Raw genomic sequence first — 17353 nt, 5'->3', positions numbered from 1 at the left:
CAACGGCGGCCTCGTCCGTTGCGGATGAGCCGCACAGCCTCTCCCCGGGCCCGCAAGGGTCCGGGGGAAGCACGGCCGCGGGATCTGGGGCCTTTCGCCGAATTATCCGCTGAGTAGGAAGGACTAGAGGTTGACCTGCACCGAACCACCCTGCCAGCTCAGGCCGCCGAGGGTGTCGTTCGGTGAGAACGCCTGGTTGTCGGCATAGGCGAAGCCGCCGGAACCGCTGGCGATGGCCTGGAACTGAATCCTCACCAAGGCCCCCGTGCCGGACACGCCAGCGACCTGGCCGAGGCGGCTGAAGCCGACCACCAGGACCCCGGGAGAAGCTTCCGTCGCCTGCAGGGTGGTCGCCACGGCGCCGCTCTGGCCGAGGAAGGGCTGCTCCGTCGCCGACACGAAGTTGAAGAGCTGAGACGGGAACTGCAGATCGAGGGCGACACCGTAGAGATCGGTGACGCCATTGGCCTGCAGGTCGAGGGTCAGGGTGGTCGCCGTGACGCTCGCCTGGGTCAAGGTGAAGCCTGCTCCACCTCCCGTCGCCCCGGTGTAGACGATGCCCATCGGTGGCGGCGGTGGTGCCGTCGGACCGCCTCCCCCGCCGCCACCGCCGCCACAGGCCGTCAGCACGGCGATGATCAACGACCCCGCGATTCCCAGCCAGAACGCTCTTCCTATCCGCCTCATGACTCGGAAAGCTCCTCTTGTCGTCGTTTGAGCAGCTTCTTGAGCTGCCGCCGCGTTCGTTCTCGGCGCAAACCGCGCAAGTGATCGATGAACAGCACGCCGTCGAGGTGATCGACCTCGTGGCAGATGGCGCGCGCCAACCAGCCGTCGGCGGCGAGCTCCTGGGGCCGCCCGGAGAGGTCCTGATACGCCAAGCGTAGCTTCTCGGGCCGTTTGACCTTCTCGGTGAGCTCCGGAATCGAGAGGCAGCCCTCGAGCTCCGAATCCTGGCCCTCGGGATCGTGGATCACCGGGTTGACGAAAACCTTGAGCTGGTCCGGATCGTCCCCCACCGAAAGGTCGACCACGACGAGTCGCCTCAGATCACCGACCTGGGGCGCTGCCAGACCGATTCCCGGGGCGGCGTGCATGGTCTCGACCATGTCCTGAGCAAAGCGCTCCAGGCCAGTATCGAAGACCTCGACCGGATGGCACTTCTGGCGCAGAACGGGGTCGGGAATGAGTCGAATGGGCAGGACGGCCAACGGCAGCTCTCCTCGCAGCGCGACCGCCCTTGGCGGACCGCGATTCAGCCTACGGACTTTACCAGGGCTTCGACCTGCTGGTCGTTGCGCTGCTCGCGCAATAGCAGCAGGAAGCCGCGAGGATCGCTGTTGCCCTGCAGAGCAGCTTCGAGGCCAGCGCGATCGAGTCGCAAGAGCACCAGCTTTTCAGTGACGTGATAGGACGCCGGCCAGGGCTGCTGCTCGAACAGCGCCCGCTCACCGAGGATATCGCGGGAACCCAGCGTGCGGAGGGCCGCGTTGGACCCCGGCACCCGAACTTCGAGAACGCCCGAAACCACGATGAAGAGCTCGGCGACGCGAGATCCTTTCTCCACCAAGATGGTACCCGGCCGGAATCGTTCGATCACGCAGGACGCGAAAAGCTGACGAATTTGGTCGGCTTCCAGCCGCAGGACCAAGTCGCTGGTCACCAGGTAGCGCCAGATCCTGGGAAGCTGCAGGATCCAGGTGTCGGCGGCAGTCGCCGACATGCGACCGGCGCGCAAGCCTTCGATGGCCGCTTCGCGTTTGTGCTCGAGTCGCTTGGCTTCGCGAAAGGCCATCGCTCGATGGCGTAGCCCCTCGTCCAGGGGAGCCACCTTGAGAGCGCGAGACACCACCGCGATGGCCTTGTCGATCAATCCCTCACGGGCGTAGTCGTCGGCTACCAAGATGAACTCGGCGGCGGCCCGGTCGAGCTTCTTGAGTTGCCCGAGAACATCCGCCAGCTTAAGGCGCGCGTGCAGATCGCCGGAATGAGCTTTGGTGCGGTCGAGCAGGCGAGCCTCGGCCTACTCGTAACGTTCGAGAACGATCAGGTCTTCGATCGTCAACTCCGCCTCGGTGGGTTTGGAATCGGCCGCCTTGCGTCCCTTCCCCTTGCCCTCCGAGCCGGTCCTGAATAGCCCCTTGAAAACCACAAAACACCCTTCCGCCGGCCCTCCCTAACACCAACCGACGCGAACCTTCTCGGCCGACTCGAGCGAGGACGGCGCCGCCTCCGGTGGGGGACACCTCGGCAATGGGTTGGTGTCGGAATTATAGCGAAGATCCTGCAATAACGGGGGCTCTCGAAGCTGGCAGGATCCTTGCTGTAATCCAGGGTAGGCGCTCTTCTCCGCTCGACGGGCGCTAGAATGATCCCGAATCGATCCGGGAGGAAGGAACGGCCCACATGAAACGAATCGTCACCCTCTTGCTCCTCTCGCTGCTTCCCACCTTCGTCGGTGCGCAGGAAGGCCTCGACGATCAAGAGGTGGTCGGCTACGACGGCACCTACAGCTATCTGCGGACCCTCGAAGGATCGGCGACTCTGATCCCACCGGACCAGGGCGACCGCGAGCAGGCCGAGGTCAATCAACCGCTGCTCGTCGGCGACCGCCTGTGGGTCGCGCCCCGCGGCCGGGCCGAAGTCCTCCTCTCGGACGGCAATCTGTTGCGTCTCGACGGCGATTCCGAAGCCACCTTCGAGCACCTCGCCTACTCCCCCGAGGCCAAGGACACCATCACCGAGATCGAGCTGCGCTACGGCAACGCTCAGTTGGTGGTGACGGAAGAGTCTCTGGGCGAAGAGCTGCCGCGCCTGAGAACGCCCAATGCCGAGATTCTGATCAACGACTTCGGCTCCTACAGAATCACCAGCGACGGGGGCGATTGGACCGCCGTCGTGGTGCGCTCCGGCGAGGTCCAACTGATCACCGCACGCGGCAACCTGACGGTGCAAGCCGGTGAGCAGGGCTTGGTCGAGGGTGCCTCCCTACCGCGCGCTTCCCTTGAGCTGGCGGATCGCCGCGACAGCCTGGAGCGTTGGGGCGACCGCCTGGCGGAGGAGGTGCCGGACAGCTCCTACGTCGACGACTCCCTGCGCTATGCCGCCGCGCCCCTCGACGATCACGGCGACTGGCTGGAAGTGGAAGGGCGACGCGCCTGGCGTCCCCGTGTCGCCGTCGATTGGCGCCCATACTGGCAGGGCCACTGGCGCAGCACCTCCCTAGGGCTCACCTGGGTCTCCGGCGAGCCGTGGGGATGGGTGCCCTACCACTACGGTTCCTGGAGCCGCCACCGTCACCACGGCTGGGTCTGGTATCCGGGCTATCGCTTCGCACCGGCCTGGGTCTACTGGTACTTCGGACCGAGTCACACGGCCTGGGTGCCGGTCGGTCACTACACCCACCACTACCGTCGCCATCGCGGATTCCGCTTCGGCCTCTACGGCTGGGCCGGCGGTCACTATGACTACTATCGCTACTGGACCTTCTGCCCGAGCCGCTACTTCGGGTCGCGCCACTACCGCCGCCACTACGTCCACGGCCGTGACTGGCATCGCCGCTACGGCAAGCGCGACGTGCCGCGCGGCATCCTGACCACCGATACGCGCCGCATCACGCCGGAACGCTGGAACGAGCCGCGCGAGGTGATGCGCGTTCTGCGCACCCGGCCGAGCGGTGATCTGCGCGCCGATCTCCCGGACGTCACGCCCTTCGTGGCGCGCCGCGACGCCCTGCCGGACGACGTCAAAAGGCGCGTCCTGGTGAAGGACGGCGGAGAGAGGCGTCTCGCCGGCACGCCGCTGGCTCCGAGCCTCGCCGACGTGCGACCGGATCGTCCTCGGGCGGCCTCCGTGGGCGTCACCACCAGTCCCCGCACGGCGGAGCGTCGCAAGCCGCGCTACACCACCGATGGTGGTCCCAAGGCCGACACCGCGCCGCGCAACGTGACCGGCGTGACCCGCGGCGGTGGAGTCGTCGACGGCGCGCCGCGAGCCGCCAAGCCGCGCGCCGGCAATCCGCAGGGCGTGACGCCCCGCAGCGCACCGCGAGCGGATCTGCCGCGAGCCGGCAAACCGCGGGTGGAATCGGATCGCGCACCGCGCGCCGCCAAGCCGAGGAGCGTGACGCCCCGCAGCGCGCCGCGAGCCGACGTGCCGAGGAGCAAGCCGAGCCCGCGCAGCGCTGCACCACGGGCCGATCGTCCGCGCAGCAAACCGGCGCCGCGAACCTCGACGCCGCGCTCCAGCGCACCGCGCACCAAGCCGCGAGCGCCGGAGCGCCGGTCGCAGAGCGTCACCCCGCGGGCCACCCCGCGGCCGCGGGTGCAGCCCGACGCCAAGCCGCGGGCCGCAACCCCGCGCAGCGCACCGCGCACCAGCGCACCACGCTCGACGCCGGCCAAGCCACGCACCAGGGCACCGCGCTCGACGCCGGCCAAGCCACGCACCAGCGCACCGCGCTCGGCGCCCAAGCCGCGCACCAGCGCGCCGGCGCCGCGCAATCGGGCGCCCCGCACTCAGGCGCCGCGATCCAAGGCACCGCGCACCCAAACGCCGCGGACTCAGGCGCCGCGCTCGAGCAAACCGCGCGCCTCGGCTCCCCGCTCGGCGCCCAGCGCCAAGCCGCGCACCAGCCCTCGGCGTTCGGCGCCGCGCGCCAGCTCGCCGTCGCGCTCCTCCGGGAACCGAAGTGGCAGCAAGGCGCGCAGCAGCAGCGGCTCTTCGGGCAAGAAGAGCTCCTCGAGCAGCAAGTCGCGGCCTCGCAAGCCGCGCAACTAGGACGGTACGGCTGCCACGCGGGTCCCAACCCCAGGCGCGATGGGCTCCTCCCTCGGGAGGGGCCCTTTTCGCTTTTCGGCGCCTCAGGGCTCCGGGTCTTCAGGCCGGTGAGAGATCCGGGCTAGAATCCGGTCTTCATGCGATCCGACCTGTTCTTCCTCGTTTTCTTCATGATCTATTGCGCCGAGGCGGGAATCTTCCTGGTGGTTGCCCCCTGGAACTCGGGTTGGGATCGCTTGGTACTGCAGCTCGGTCCCGCCGCCCTCCGGGACGTTCTTCTCAGCCCCGCCCTGCGCGGTGCCATCACCGGCTTCGGTCTTATCCACCTGCTGTGGGTTCTGCACGACCTCAAGACCCTTCTCGAACGCCGGCGCCGCCTGCGCGGCTCTCACACCCCTTGACCGACGGCTCGCGGCGCGGAGTGCCACGCACCCTCGCGATCAGCCACCGCAAGACCCTGCCCGGCGACTTCGAGTCCTGGCTCGACCTGCTCGAAGGCAACCGAATCGAGGCCCTCCAACTACGCGAGAAGGACCTCGACGACCGCTCTCTCCTCGCTCTCGGGAAACGCGCCCTGGGCCGCTCGCCTCGGCTGTTCGTCAACGGTCGGATCGATCTCGTCCTGACCTTGGGTGCCGCGGGCGTCCACCTGCCCCAGCGCGCCTTGCCGGCGAGCGCCCTGCGCGAGCGCTTTGGCCAGGGCCTGATCTTCGGCGCCAGCACCCACCATCCGGGCGAGGTCGCCACCGCCCGCGATGCGGGCATCGACTTCGTCGTCTTCGGGCCGGTGTTTCCGCCCCTTTCCAAGACCACGACCGACACCATCCCCGGCCTCGAGGGATTGCGCCAGGCCGTCGAAGAAGGTCTTCCGGTGCTCGCCCTGGGCGGCATCACGGCGGCCCGGCTGGCGGCCGTCGCCGATTGCGGCGCCTACGGCGTCGCCGGAATCTCGACCTTCCAGGACCCTCGCGAGCTGCCGTCGCTGATTGCTGAATTCGAGCGCCTTTGGCCTTCTTCAGCGGCTCACGAGGATCGGTTCCCGGGGCGATAAACGAGGTAACATCGCCAGCGCCATGACCGAGACCCCTGCATCCACTTCGGCCCGCGGCTCGAAGCTCGCTTTTCTCCTCATCACAGCGGCCATCGTCGGCCTCGACCGCTGGACCAAGGGCCTGATCGAGCGTTCCTTCGATCTCGGTGAATCGCGCACCGTGATCAGCGGCTTCTTCGACCTCACCCACGTCCGCAATACCGGCGCCGCCTTCGGCCTGTTCGCTCGTCCGGAGGCCGGCGAGACCTCTTGGCTGCTCACCGGTCTCGGCCTCGTCGCCCTCGGCGCCATCGGCACCTACTTCGTGCTCACCCCGGCACGTGCTCGTCTCCTGCTCGCCTCCCTGGCGCTGATCCTCGGCGGCGCCATCGGCAATCTGATCGATCGCCTGGTGAGCGGCGCGGTGACGGATTTCCTCGACTTCTATGTCGGCAGCCATCACTGGCCTTCCTTCAACGTTGCCGACAGCGCCATCACCGTCGGCATCGCGCTGATGGTGATCGACTCCTTCCGTTCCCGTGAGCCCACCGGGGGCTGAGACCACCGGCGAGCCGACGGCGGTTTCCTGGACGGTTCCGCCGGCGGCCAGCGGCGAACGCCTCGACCGCCACGCCGCGGCCCATCTCGATCTGCCTCGCAACCGCGTCCAGGGCTGGATCGCGAGTGGCGAGCTGACCGTGAACGGTCGTCCGTCCCGCTCCTCCTTCTCGCTGCAGGGGGGCGAGCGGCTGAGCTGCCGGATCCCACCGCCGCGGGACGACCGCGTGGTTCCCGAGCCGGGGCTCTTGCACCGCATCCACGAGGACGATGACCTGCTGCTCCTCGACAAGCCGGCGGGCCAGATCGTCCACCCGGGAGCCGGCCATCACCACGGCACTCTGTGCAACTTCCTGCTCCACGAGTACCCCGCCCTGGCCGGTATCGGTGGCGTCGGCAGGCCCGGAATCGTGCATCGCTTGGACCGCGACACCAGCGGCATCCTGGTGGTGGCGAAGAGTGATCTCGCCTACCGCCACCTGACCTCGGCCTTTGCCGAGCGACGGGTCGAAAAGACCTATCTCGCCGTGGTCTACGGCAACCTGCCGGACTCCGGTCGCTTCGACGAGCCGATTGCCCGCCACCGCAGCCGCCGCAAGGAAATGGCCGTCGATGCCGGCGGTCGCCCCTCCCGGACCCACTTTCGAACCCTCGACCGGGAGCCGCCGGCGAGCGTCGCGGCGATCGACTTGGAGACCGGGCGCACCCACCAGATCCGAGTCCACTTCAAGCACGGTCGGTTTCCCCTGGTTGGGGATCCGGTCTATGGCGAGAATCGTTGGCGTGAGGTGCGAGGACGTCGGCAGAAGCTCCTGCGGCAGTTTCCCCGACCGGCGCTCCACGCTTTCCGTCTGACCTTCGATCACCCTCGAGACGGCCGCCCGGTGAGCTTCGAAGCCCCCCTGCCGGACGATCTGAGGGAGCTCTGGCGCGATCTCGCCGGAAGAGAGCTGCCGGCCCCGCCCTAGAGAGCGCCTGAAAGTCCCTGACTGCAGACTCCTGCGAGCCCACCATCAGGGATCGCCGGCGAAGAACCGGCGAGGCGCCCTTTCACCAGCCTGCTAGAGAAGGTCCGCCAAGGGCTTGAAGGGCCGGCCCTGGGACTCGGCGACCGGCGCACAGGTGATTTGCCCTTGGTAGGTGTTGACCCCTTCGGCCAGGCCCGGATCGCGCATCACGGCGTCGTGGATGCCCTGGCTGGCGAGGGCTCGCGCATAGGGCAGCGTGGCGTTGTTGAGGGCGATGGTCGAAGTCCGCGGCACCGCTCCCGGCATGTTGGCGACACAGTAGTGAACCACCCCGTCGACCTCGAACACCGGATCCGAATGGGTGGTCGGCCGGGTGGTCTCGAAGCAACCGCCCTGATCGACGGCGACGTCGACCACCACCGACCCCTTCTTCATCAAGGACAGCATCTCGCGGGTCACCAGCTTGGGAGCCGCTCGCCCGGGGATCAGCACCGCTCCGATCAGCAAGTCGGCACGCCCCAGGGCTCCCATCAGGTTGTGGGGATTGCTCGCCAGGGTGGTGACCTCGCCATGGAAGATGTTGTCGAGGAAGCGGGCACGATCGAGGCTCATCTCGAGGACCGTCACCCGCGCACCGAGGCCGAGGGCCATCTTGGCGGCGTTGAGGCCGACGATTCCCCCGCCGATGATCACCACATCGCCGGGCGGCACGCCGGGAACGCCCGGTAGCAGGGTTCCGCGACCGCCGAAGGGCTTCTGAAGAAAGCTGGCGCCGGCCAGGACGGACATCCGTCCTGCCACTTCGGACATCGGGGTGAGCAGCGGCAAATGGCCATTGCGGTCGGTGATCGTCTCGTAGGCGACCCCCGCCACCTGGCGCTGCAGCAGCACATCGGTGAGCTCCGGCAGGGGGGCGAGGTGGAGGTAGGTGAAGAGGAGCTGCCCGGTCACCATGCGATGAAACTCCGACGGCACCGGCTCCTTGACCTTGATGATCATCTCGGACCGTTGCCAGACCTCGTCGGCTTCCTCGATCAAGGTCGCCCCGACCTCGCGATACTCGTCGTCTCCGAATCCACTGCCGTCGCCGGCTCCGACCTGCACCATGAGCTCGTGGCCGTCGGCGACCAGGGCGTGAACGCCGGCTGGCGTCATGCCCACCCGATACTCGTGATCCTTGACCTCACTCGGAATTCCGATCTTCATGGTGCCGCCCCTTTCGCGCCCTGCTTCCGTGGACTCCCCTGCTTGCTCCCCATCTCGACGCTGCCCTTGAAGAAAGCCCCCTCGGCAATCACCACCCGCGGCGCCGACAGATCTCCCTCGACCTTGCCGGAGGCCTGGACCTCGATGCGCTCGAGCCCTTGAATATTGCCCACCACCCGGCCTGCAACGAGCACCGAACGCCCCGTGATCTGGCCGTCGACTTTGCCAGCCGCCCCGACCACCACCTCCGCGTCGAGATGGATCTCACCCTCGAGCTCGCCATCCACCTGAAGGCGGGTCGCGCCGGAGATCTTGCCCGCCATGCGGGTGCCCGGAGCCACCACGGAGGCCGCGTTGCTGACGGTGCTGGAAACGGTGGAGGAACGCGGAGCGCTCGGCTGGGGAGAAGGAGCGGACTCCTGGTCGCGGCGAAAAATCGACATGCTCAGCCCTTTCGGCCTGCCGCTCGCGACAGCGGCCTCGAGGCCAATGCCGCCGACAGCGGTCTCTCACGGTTGGGAGGTAGCTCGCGACCGTCCTGGTCGCCCTGCTCGACTCGTACATCGGGTGGAGCGGGCAACGGGACTCGAACCCGCGACATCAAGCTTGGGAAGCTTGCACTCTACCAACTGAGTTATGCCCGCCTGTCAAACCGACCCGAGGAATCTAGCCGACCCGCGGCGGAGGGTCAAGCAACCACCGAAGGGCCGGAGCAACACCGCAATTCGGGAGCTTGCCAAACGCCCCAGGACCGCTATACTGAAAACGTTATGGAAGCCTCTGGGAAATCACCCGCTACCGGTGAGACCGTGCAAGACGAGCCGCTCTATTTCTTTCCGGACCGCGAGGTCATGAAGGCCGAGCTCGAGACCATCCTGGCCGAAGGCCCTGACGATCAGCGCGCCTGGGCCATTTCCCACCTCCTCCGCTACGCCCAGTGGGACGACATCTGGACCTACGTCAGCCGCGACCAGGTGCGGGAGATCTTCGCCGAGCTCGATCTTCCGGAGAACCTCCGGGTGGCTTGGGGGCGCATGCTGAAGGTCGAGGCGCCGGTCGGCTGAGACGAAGCCAGAACCACCTCGAAGAGGCAAGGCCGGAGTGCGCCGACGCGCCGCTCCGGCCTTTTTGCATTTGGGCCTCGCCCGCCGCTAATCGCCCATCAACATCTCGCCAAGACCGCCGAGGGCCGAGCCTTCACCCTTGCGGCTCTTGCCGAGGCCCGGCGCCGCCGACAGCACCCGACCGGCCAGCCGGCTGAAGGGCAACGACTGCAGCCAGACTTTGCCGGGGCCGCTCAGGGTGGCGAAGAACAAGCCTTCGCCGCCGAAGATCGCGGTCTTGATGCCCTTGACCATCTGGATGTCGTAGTTGACCGTCTGCTGGAAGGCCACCAGGCAGCCGGTATCGACGCGCAGCGATTCTCCCGCACCGAGCTCTCGCTCCATGATGGCGCCGCCGGCATGGACGAAGGCGTAGCCGTCGCCCTCGAGCTTCTGAAGAATGAAGCCCTCACCTCCGAAGAGTCCGGCACCGAGCTTGCGGTTGAGGGCGATACCGACCGAGATCCCCTTGGCAGCGCACAGGAAGGCATCCTTCTGACACAGGATCCGTCCACCGTGTTGCCGCAGGTCGAGGGGTACGATGCTGCCCGGGTAGGGCGACGCGAAGGCGACCTTCTTGCGCCCATGTCCCTGGTTGCCGAAGATGGTCATGAACAGGGACTCTCCGGTCAGCACTCGCTTGCCGGCCCCCATCAGCTTGCCCATCAGGCCGCCACCGGCGTTTTGCCCCGAGCCATCGCCGAAGATGGTCTCCATCTCGATGCCATCGTCCATGTACATAAAGGCACCGGCCTCGGCGATGCAGGCCTCCTGAGGGTCGAGGGTGACCTCGACGTACTGCATCTCCTCGCCGAAAATCTCGTAGTCGATCTCGTGAGCACTGCCCGGGCTCGGCGGCGGTGGCGGTGCCGGCGCGGCGCCGAAGGCGCCGGCGAACTCGGCGCGAGTCGAGATCGGCTCCCAGTTGGCCATTCCCTGCATGAAGACGTGACAGTTGCGGTCGAAGCGACCGGCTTGAATTCCGGCGACGATCTCATCGGCGCTCATCGGACCCTGCTGCTGGCCCTGCACCGAAACGTGCCAAACCTTTTCACTCATGGTTTCTCCCGTCATTGACCAGGAACGAAGGAAATCTGCTGCCATCGCCGGCTGCCTCGGCAAGCGGCGAGAGTTCGGATGTTCAAGTCCTCAGTGTATCGATCCCGCAGTCCTGGAACCAAGGGAGGCGGCTGAAACGTCAGCGCTCGACGAAGCGCACAGCGAAGAGCTTGGGCCAGTTCTTGCCGGTGACCAGAAAGCGTTCCCCCACCGGGTCCCAGGCAATGCCATTGAGGACATCGGCATGCCGCGCTTCGGAGGGCGGCAGCAATCCGGAGGCGTCCACCATCTGGGTGACCCGACCACTGAGCGGGTCGATCGCCACGATGACGTCGCTGCCGAAAACATTGGCGTAGACCTCGCCGTGAACGCACTCGAGCTCGTTGAGATTGCGCAGCGGGCGGCCGCGCAGGGTGACCTCGAGGGTCGAAAGCTCGGCGAAGGTCTCGGGGTCGCGGAAGGTCAACTGAGACGAGCCATCGCTCATCACCAGCCGCTCGCCATCGAAACACAGGCCCCAGCCCTCGCCGCGGTAGTCGAGGCGGCCGCGCGGTGCCAGGGACTCGGCGTCGTAGACCAACGCCTCACCGGCCTGCCAGGTGAGCTGAATGAGGCGATCCCCGACGCGGGTCAGGCCTTCGGCGAAGTACCGAGAATCGACCTCTCGCCGTTTCTCGACCTCGCCGCTCGAGATCTCGACTCGCCGCAGGCTCGATTCGCCGAACTGGCCGGTGGACTCGAGCAAGGCGCCGTCGTACCACTCGAGGCCTTGGGTGAAGGCCTGCTCGTCGTGGGGAAACACCTCGAGCACTTCGACATAGGCTTCGCGCACCGCCGCCCCTTGAGCCGCCGGAGCAGCGCAGGCGAAGGCCATCAGGCTGGCGGCGAGGGCCGCCAGCCGGCGGCCGATCGGCCCTCCCCCGGCGATCACGGGTTTACTCCTCCCGGCTGCGGCAGAGGCGGGCGAAGAACCACAGCAGGCCGGCGAAAAGCACCGCCGAGAGCCACGGTCCGGCAGCTCCCGCCCATTCCGCGCCGAGACTCCAGGGACGCTCCCCACGGCTTGCCGCAAAGGCCGCCATGCCCGCGATTCCGACTCCCATCAGACCTTCGCCACCGACCAGGCCGGAACCGAACAGGACGCCGCGATCGCGGCCCTTCTCGTCGACGCCGCGGCGAGCCAGGAACCAGCGCAGAGCACCGCCGAGGAACACCGGCACCATGGTCGAAACGGGCAGATAGACGCCGACCGCGAAGGGCAGGCTCGGAATCCGGCAGAGCTCGGCGGCGATGGCGATCAACACGCCGATGCCGACCAGCCCCCAGGGCAAGGCCTGCTCGAGGACGCCGTCGATCACCAGCTTCATCAGGGTCGCCTGGGGCGCCGCCAGCTCGGCCGAGCCGAAACCGTAGACCTGGCCCAGCATCATCACCGTCAGACAGACGAAGAAAGCCGAGCTGAGGACTCCCACCAGCTCTCCCATCTGCTGGGTTCGGGGAGTGGCTCCGAGGATGAAGCCGGTCTTCAGGTCCTGCGACGTATCGCCCGCGATGGAGGCGGCGATGGCGACCACCGAGCCGACCGTCAGGGCGGCCATCTTGCCGGCATCGTCGGTCCAGCCGAGGGCGAGAAAGATCCCCGCCGTGCCGAGCAAGGTGGCGATGGTCATGCCGCTGGTCGGATTCGAGGTGACGCCGACCAGGCCGACGATGCGCGACGACACGGTGACGAAGAAGAAGGCGAAGATGACCACCAGGACGGTGGCAACGGCGCGCGGAGCAAGGCCTTCGATCGCACCGAAGGCCTCCGGGATCACCGTCAGCACCAGCGCGACGGCGGCCACGCCGATTCCCACCACCGGCAGCGGCAGGTCGCGGCTGGTGCGCGGAATCGCCTGCGCCACGCCGCTGGCGTCGAGGCGCTGGCGGAGCTGCCGAGTGCCGACCTTGAAGCTCTCGATCATGGTCGGGATGCTGCGGATCAAGGTGATGATGCCGGCCGCCGCCACCGCCCCGGCACCGATATAGCGCACGTAACGGTTCCAGATCTGGCCGGCGCTCATCTCCGAGATGGTGAGCACCGTTTCGGGATAGAAGGGCGCGCCTCGGCCCTCACCCCAGGTGGCGATGATCGGGATGATCACCAGCCAGGCGAGGAGGCCGCCGCCGACCATGATGGAGGCCACCCGCACGCCGAGAATGTAGCCGACGCCGAGCAGGGCCGCCGACACTTCGGTGCCGAGCTGGCCCTTCTTGAGGAATGGAATATGGACCTCGAGATCGCCCGGAAGGGCCTTCATCCAGCCCAAGATGGCCTTGAAGAAGGCGCCGACGGCGAGCCCCAAGAAGACGTTCTTGGCGCGCCCTCCGCCGCTTTCCGTGGCCTGCAGGACCTCGGCACAGGCGGTGCCCTCGGGATAGGGCAGCTTGCCGTGCTCGCGCTCGATCAGGAAGCGTCGCAACGGGATCATGAACAGGATCCCGATCAGGCCGCCGGCGAGGGCCAAGGTGGTCATCTGCAGCAGCGACGGAGCCAGCCCCCAGAGGAACAGCGCCGGCAGGGTGAAGATCACGCCGCTGGCGACGGAGCTCGAAGCCGAGCCGACGGTCTGCGACAGGTTGGCCTCGAGCAGGCTGGTCTTGACTCCCGCCTTGCCGAGGGTTCGGAAGGCGGCAACGGTGACCACCGCCACCGGAATCGAGGTCGAGATGGTCAGCCCGACCTTGAGTCCCAGGTAGGCGTTGGCGGCGCCGAACAGCACACCGAAGAGGATGCCCGCCAGCACCGCCTTGAAGGTCAGCTCGGCAGGGCTCTCGTCGGCCGAGAAATACGGCGCGAAGGGCTTCTTCTGTTGCTCGCCGTTGCTCACTCGGCGCCTTCCTCAGCCGCGTCGTCGGCCTCCTGGTGGGCGCTCCAGTCGAGCTCCGCCGGCGGCGGATCGCCGCCCTCCCCCTTCAGGTAGTGGTCGAACCAGCGCATCATGCGGCGGTTGTAGTCCATCCGGGCCGCGGCTTTGCGATTGCCGTGGCCCTCGCCCGGATACCAGATCAGGCGCGCCGGAGTCTTGCCCACCATCTTGAAGTAGCGGTACAGAATCAACGACTGACTGGGGTGGACCCGCGGGTCCTCGGCGCCGTGCAGGATGAGGATCGGGGTGCGCGCCTGCTCGACGTAGGCCACCGGGCTGCGCTCGACCATGAAGTCCCACTTCTCCCACGGCCAGCGACGGGCGTGGACCAAATACTCCTCGTTGGGGATATCGGTGGTGCCCGACTTGGCGATCTTCTCCGAGATGCCGACGAACATGACGCTGGCGGCGAAATGCTCGGTCAGCTTGGTCGCTCCCCAGGCGGAAGCGTAGCCGCCGTAGGAGCCGCCGGTGATGCCCACCCGCTCACGGTCCACCAGGCCCTCGGCGATCAGGTGCTCGACCGCGTCGACCAGATCGTCGAACTCCTTGCCGCCGGGATCCGCCTGGCTGAGCTTCGAGAACTCGAGACCGCGGCCGGTGCTGCCACGGTAGTTGACGTAGAGCACCGCATAGCCGTGGGCGGCACCGAGCTGGCCAGGGCTCGAATAGGTCGTCAGCCAACCGTTGTCGTGGTGGGACTCGGGACCGCCGTGAACGCTGAGGATCAAGGGGTAGCGGGTGCCCTTCTGCTCGTCGAGGGGACGGATCAGAATCGCCTCCAGCTCGAGGCCATCGCGGGCCGCGAACTCGACCACCTCCTGAGGAGCGAGGCGAATCTCTTCGAGCACCGGATTGCTGTGCGTCAGGCGCGTCGGCTCGGCCTCGCGGACGGCCCAGCGGAAGAGCTCCGCCGGGTGCTGCGGCGACTGGCCCACGAAGGCCACCTGGCCGCCGCCGGAGGAGACGCTGAAGCTGGTCCAGGCCGGTCGGCCGGCGGCGCCCAGCAAATCGCGATGGGCGTGACCGTTGAAGGCCACCCGGCCAAAGCTGGTCTGAACCCCTTCACCGCCGAGGAAAAGAATGCGCTCCGGGTCGATCCACTGGATGTCGCGCACGTGACCCGGATAGTGCGGCAAGACGTCCGAGGGCTTGCCGCCGCTGGCCTCGGCGACCATCAAACGACCTTCCCGGGGATCGTGCTTGTCGACCGCCGAGATCATCGCGAGATGGGTCGCCGTCGGGTTCCAGGCCACCTCCCCGAGCTTGCCCTCGTTGTCGATCTCGCCGAGCACCTCGCTGCTCTGGCTGTCGACCACCTTGATCTTGCGCAGCATGTAGTGGTCGTCGATGCGCGAGCTCGGCGCCAGGGCAACGGCAATCTGGTTGCCGATCGGTGCCCAGTGGAGCTCCGAAGCGGAGCCATCGAGCTCGAGGGCGCGCGCTTCCTCGTCTCCGTCGATGGTGTGGATCCAGACCTTGACCCAGCGATCATCCTCTTCGAAGACTTCGGCATCGAAGCCCTTTTCGGCGAGATCCTTCTTGTCCTTGTCCTCGGCGTCTTTGGCGAGATAGGCCAGGCGCTTGCCGTCCGGGCTGAAGCTGTAGGAGGTGATCGCCGTTTCATGGGCGGCGATGCGCCGGGCTTCGCCGCCGCCGAGGGCGATGCGGTAGACCGCCGTGTGGTCGTCGCCGTCGCGCTTCGAGCGGAAGGCGATGGCGTCGCCGAAGGGAGTCCAAGAGATGTCCTGGACGTTGACCTCGCCGGTGATGAAGGGCCGACTGACGCCATCTGAGCCGATCACGTGGAGCTCGCTCCAGGCCGGACCATTGTCCTCTTCGAAGGGATTGCGGGGGATCGACACGGTGTATGCGATCCGGGTGCCGTCCGGTGAGATCTCGGCCGCGTTGACGCTCCGCAGGGCGTCGATATCTTCCGCCGTGATCGCACGTTCTGCCGCCATCGCCGGGCCGCTCATCGCGAGCACGGCCACGAGTAGGATTCCCAGCCCCCTCCGTCTCGGTAATTCATTCGCCAGCATGGGCCTTCCTCCTCCTTCTCCGTTGAGTTCACGTCGTCGTCCCTCGTTCCTCGAGATGTCGACGCATTCTACTCTTCCCGGCGTTAGGATCTTCGACATGTGGCCTCGAATTCTCCGCGCGCGACCGCTGGCGACCATTCTCCTGGCATCTCTGGCGTTTCTCGCCTGCAGCTCGGAAGGCGTTCACCCACGCTACTCGCGCGTCGTGGTGGTGACCTTCGACACCCTGAACGTCGAGTTCACCAGCCTGTTCGATCCCACCGTCGACACCACGCCCGAGCTGGCCAGCTTCGCCCGTCAGGGCCTGCTGTTCGAGCAGGCCCACACTCCGGTGCCCTTGACCTTGCCGGCCCACACCAGCCTGTTCACCGGAACGGCGCCCCTCGACAACGGCGTCATGGCCAACGGTGACACGGTTCCGGAAAGCCTGACCACGCTGGCCGAGGTCCTGCGCGAAGCCGGCTATCGCACGGCTGCCTTTCCTTCTCTGGGTGTGCTCGGCCGTCAGTTCGGCCTCGACCAGGGGTTCGAAACCTACGACGACCGCTTCGCCCATCCGCGTCCCTATCGCTACGGCGACGAGGTCCTCGACCTCGCCGAGAGCTGGATCGCCGAGCAGGGAGACCGGCCAATTTTCCTCTGGGTCCATCTCTCCGATCCCCACGAGCCCTATCGTCGCCGGCACAGCCCACCGGATCTCGCCCTCGACCTCGAGGGCGCCCCTCTCGGCACCTGGGACCTGGCCTCGAAGGAACACTTTTCGGTGGTGTTCCCGCTGCCTCCAGGGGAGCATCAGGTGACCTTCCGCGCCCTGCCGCCTCCGCAACCGACGGCGAGCTACCTGGTGCTGGAGCTCCTGGTGCCGGAAAACCTGGCGCCCTGGACCGGTGCCGTCCCGCCCCCCGGCCCGGGCGAGGAGATTCGCCTCGAGCCGAGCTGGTCGCTGGTCCTTTCGAACCCCGGCGACGAGGCCGTCGAAGTCGATCTGATCTTCCGCGGCCGCCGCCTCGGCCAATCGAAAGCCGAAGCGATCACCGAGTACCGCCACGAGGTCGCCTTCGTCGACCAGCAGTTGGGCCGCCTCTCGAGGGCCCTCGGCGACAGCTCGAAGACCCTCTGGGTGCTGACCTCCGATCACGGCGAAGCGCTCTATCGCCTCGGCATGGTCGGCCACGCGCCATTCGTTTACCAGGACCAGCTCCGCACTCTCTTTCTGCTGCGCGGCCCGGCGATTCCGGCGGGCCGGCGGATCACCGACCGTTCCGCCCTCTCCGCGGACCTGACGCCGACCCTCCTCGACCTCCTCGAGCTGGCCAGCCCACCGGGCATCACCGGTCGCTCTCTGCGACCCTGCTGGGAGAAGCCGTCCGAGTGCCCGCCGAGCGACGAATGGTGGAGCTATGGCCTCTCCCCCACCCAACCGGAGGAGATCGTCGGCCTGGCCGGCTATCGCTGGCCGGTGAAGGTGCTCTGGCAGGACTACGCCAACATCAGGCGGCGCCAAACGGTCGACCTGACGCGCTCTCCCGACGAGCTCGCCGGTGGCGATGGCGGCAGCGATGGCGAGGTCCTCGAGCGTCGCCTCGAGCGCCAGCTGGTGCGTCACCGCCGGGCCCTCGACGAGCGCGCCAAGGAGGAGCTGACGGACGAGCAGCGGGACCTGCTGCGCAGCCTGGGCTACCTCTGAGGGATCGCAGAC

Annotated in this window: 17 protein-coding genes and 1 tRNA gene; 8 read left to right on the top strand and 10 right to left on the bottom strand. The window is 67.4% G+C overall.

The features are described from left to right. Positions 1-123: 123 nt before the first annotated feature. Genes AAF604_00620 through AAF604_00610 form a run of 3 tightly spaced genes read right to left on the bottom strand, consistent with a single transcriptional unit; the run spans position 124 to position 1903 of the window. Positions 124-687, bottom strand: coding sequence for a cohesin domain-containing protein (locus AAF604_00620; GenBank protein MEM7048126.1), 564 nt, complete (start codon positions 685-687; stop codon positions 124-126). Beyond that, positions 684-1211, bottom strand: a complete 528-nt coding sequence (gene def, locus AAF604_00615) for a peptide deformylase (GenBank protein ID MEM7048125.1) — start codon at positions 1209-1211, stop codon at positions 684-686. Before def ends, AAF604_00620 begins: the two co-directional genes overlap by 4 nt. Before the next feature lie 44 nt (positions 1212-1255). After that, a complete protein-coding gene (locus AAF604_00610) occupies positions 1256-1903 on the bottom strand; it encodes a cyclic nucleotide-binding domain-containing protein (protein MEM7048124.1) in 648 nt (215 codons plus the stop codon). Positions 1904-1939: 36 nt separating this feature from the next. On the opposite strand from AAF604_00610, the gene AAF604_00605 reads away from it, so the two are divergent. The 6 genes from AAF604_00605 (at position 1940) to AAF604_00580 (ending at position 7335) form a co-directional block, all read left to right on the top strand. Continuing rightward, positions 1940-2137: a hypothetical protein gene (locus AAF604_00605; protein MEM7048123.1), complete on the top strand. Its 198-nt coding sequence runs from the start codon at positions 1940-1942 to the stop codon at positions 2135-2137. Positions 2138-2406: 269 nt separating this feature from the next. Further along, positions 2407-4779 carry a DUF6600 domain-containing protein gene (locus tag AAF604_00600; protein ID MEM7048122.1) on the top strand — a complete coding sequence of 791 codons (2373 nt, stop codon included), beginning with the start codon at positions 2407-2409 and terminating at the stop codon, positions 4777-4779. 137 nt (positions 4780-4916) lie between these two features. Then, the gene (locus tag AAF604_00595; protein ID MEM7048121.1) at positions 4917-5180 is read left to right on the top strand and encodes a hypothetical protein; all 264 of its coding nucleotides are present in this window, start codon (positions 4917-4919) and stop codon (positions 5178-5180) included. A gap of 20 nt (positions 5181-5200) precedes the next feature. Then, positions 5201-5830 (top strand): thiamine phosphate synthase, encoded by a 630-nt coding sequence (locus AAF604_00590; protein MEM7048120.1) that lies wholly within the window; start codon positions 5201-5203, stop codon positions 5828-5830. A 22-nt stretch (positions 5831-5852) separates the two neighbouring features. Then, the gene (gene lspA / locus AAF604_00585; protein MEM7048119.1) at positions 5853-6368 is read left to right on the top strand and encodes a signal peptidase II; all 516 of its coding nucleotides are present in this window, start codon (positions 5853-5855) and stop codon (positions 6366-6368) included. Next, the gene (locus tag AAF604_00580; protein ID MEM7048118.1) at positions 6349-7335 is read left to right on the top strand and encodes an RluA family pseudouridine synthase; all 987 of its coding nucleotides are present in this window, start codon (positions 6349-6351) and stop codon (positions 7333-7335) included. Before lspA ends, AAF604_00580 begins: the two co-directional genes overlap by 20 nt. A gap of 93 nt (positions 7336-7428) precedes the next feature. Here the strand turns inward: AAF604_00580 and ald are convergent, their stop codons facing one another. The 3 genes from ald to AAF604_00565 form a co-directional block, all read right to left on the bottom strand. Further along, a complete protein-coding gene (ald, locus tag AAF604_00575) occupies positions 7429-8541 on the bottom strand; it encodes an alanine dehydrogenase (protein MEM7048117.1) in 1113 nt (370 codons plus the stop codon). Next, a complete protein-coding gene (locus AAF604_00570) occupies positions 8538-8984 on the bottom strand; it encodes a polymer-forming cytoskeletal protein (protein ID MEM7048116.1) in 447 nt (148 codons plus the stop codon). Before AAF604_00570 ends, ald begins: the two co-directional genes overlap by 4 nt. Positions 8985-9109: 125 nt before the next feature. Further along, positions 9110-9185 (bottom strand) — tRNA-Gly (locus tag AAF604_00565). 165 nt (positions 9186-9350) lie between these two features. Here AAF604_00565 and AAF604_00560 point away from each other — a divergent pair. Then, positions 9351-9605, top strand: a complete 255-nt coding sequence (locus AAF604_00560) for a hypothetical protein (protein ID MEM7048115.1) — start codon at positions 9351-9353, stop codon at positions 9603-9605. An 87-nt stretch (positions 9606-9692) separates the two neighbouring features. On the opposite strand, the gene AAF604_00555 is transcribed toward AAF604_00560, so the two are convergent. The 4 genes from AAF604_00555 to AAF604_00540 form a co-directional block, all read right to left on the bottom strand. Then, the gene (locus AAF604_00555; GenBank protein ID MEM7048114.1) at positions 9693-10703 is read right to left on the bottom strand and encodes a TIGR00266 family protein; all 1011 of its coding nucleotides are present in this window, start codon (positions 10701-10703) and stop codon (positions 9693-9695) included. Positions 10704-10842: 139 nt separating this feature from the next. Continuing rightward, complete coding sequence (locus AAF604_00550; protein ID MEM7048113.1) at positions 10843-11634, bottom strand: glutaminyl-peptide cyclotransferase; 792 nt, start codon at positions 11632-11634, stop codon at positions 10843-10845. Positions 11635-11638: 4 nt separating this feature from the next. After that, positions 11639-13573 carry an oligopeptide transporter, OPT family gene (locus AAF604_00545; GenBank protein MEM7048112.1) on the bottom strand — a complete coding sequence of 645 codons (1935 nt, stop codon included), beginning with the start codon at positions 13571-13573 and terminating at the stop codon, positions 11639-11641. Further along, entirely contained in the window at positions 13570-15576 is a 2007-nt protein-coding gene (locus AAF604_00540) for a S9 family peptidase (protein MEM7048111.1), read from the bottom strand. The genes AAF604_00545 and AAF604_00540 overlap by 4 nt, the downstream gene beginning before the upstream one ends. A 175-nt stretch (positions 15577-15751) precedes the next feature. On the opposite strand from AAF604_00540, the gene AAF604_00535 reads away from it, so the two are divergent. Beyond that, entirely contained in the window at positions 15752-17341 is a 1590-nt protein-coding gene (locus AAF604_00535) for a sulfatase-like hydrolase/transferase (GenBank protein MEM7048110.1), read from the top strand. Positions 17342-17353: the final 12 nt, after the last annotated feature.

This window comes from Acidobacteriota bacterium (assembly GCA_039028635.1).
Taxonomy (GTDB): Bacteria; Acidobacteriota; Thermoanaerobaculia; order Multivoradales; family JBCCEF01; genus JBCCEF01.
This window is presented reverse-complemented; position numbering and strand designations above follow the sequence as displayed.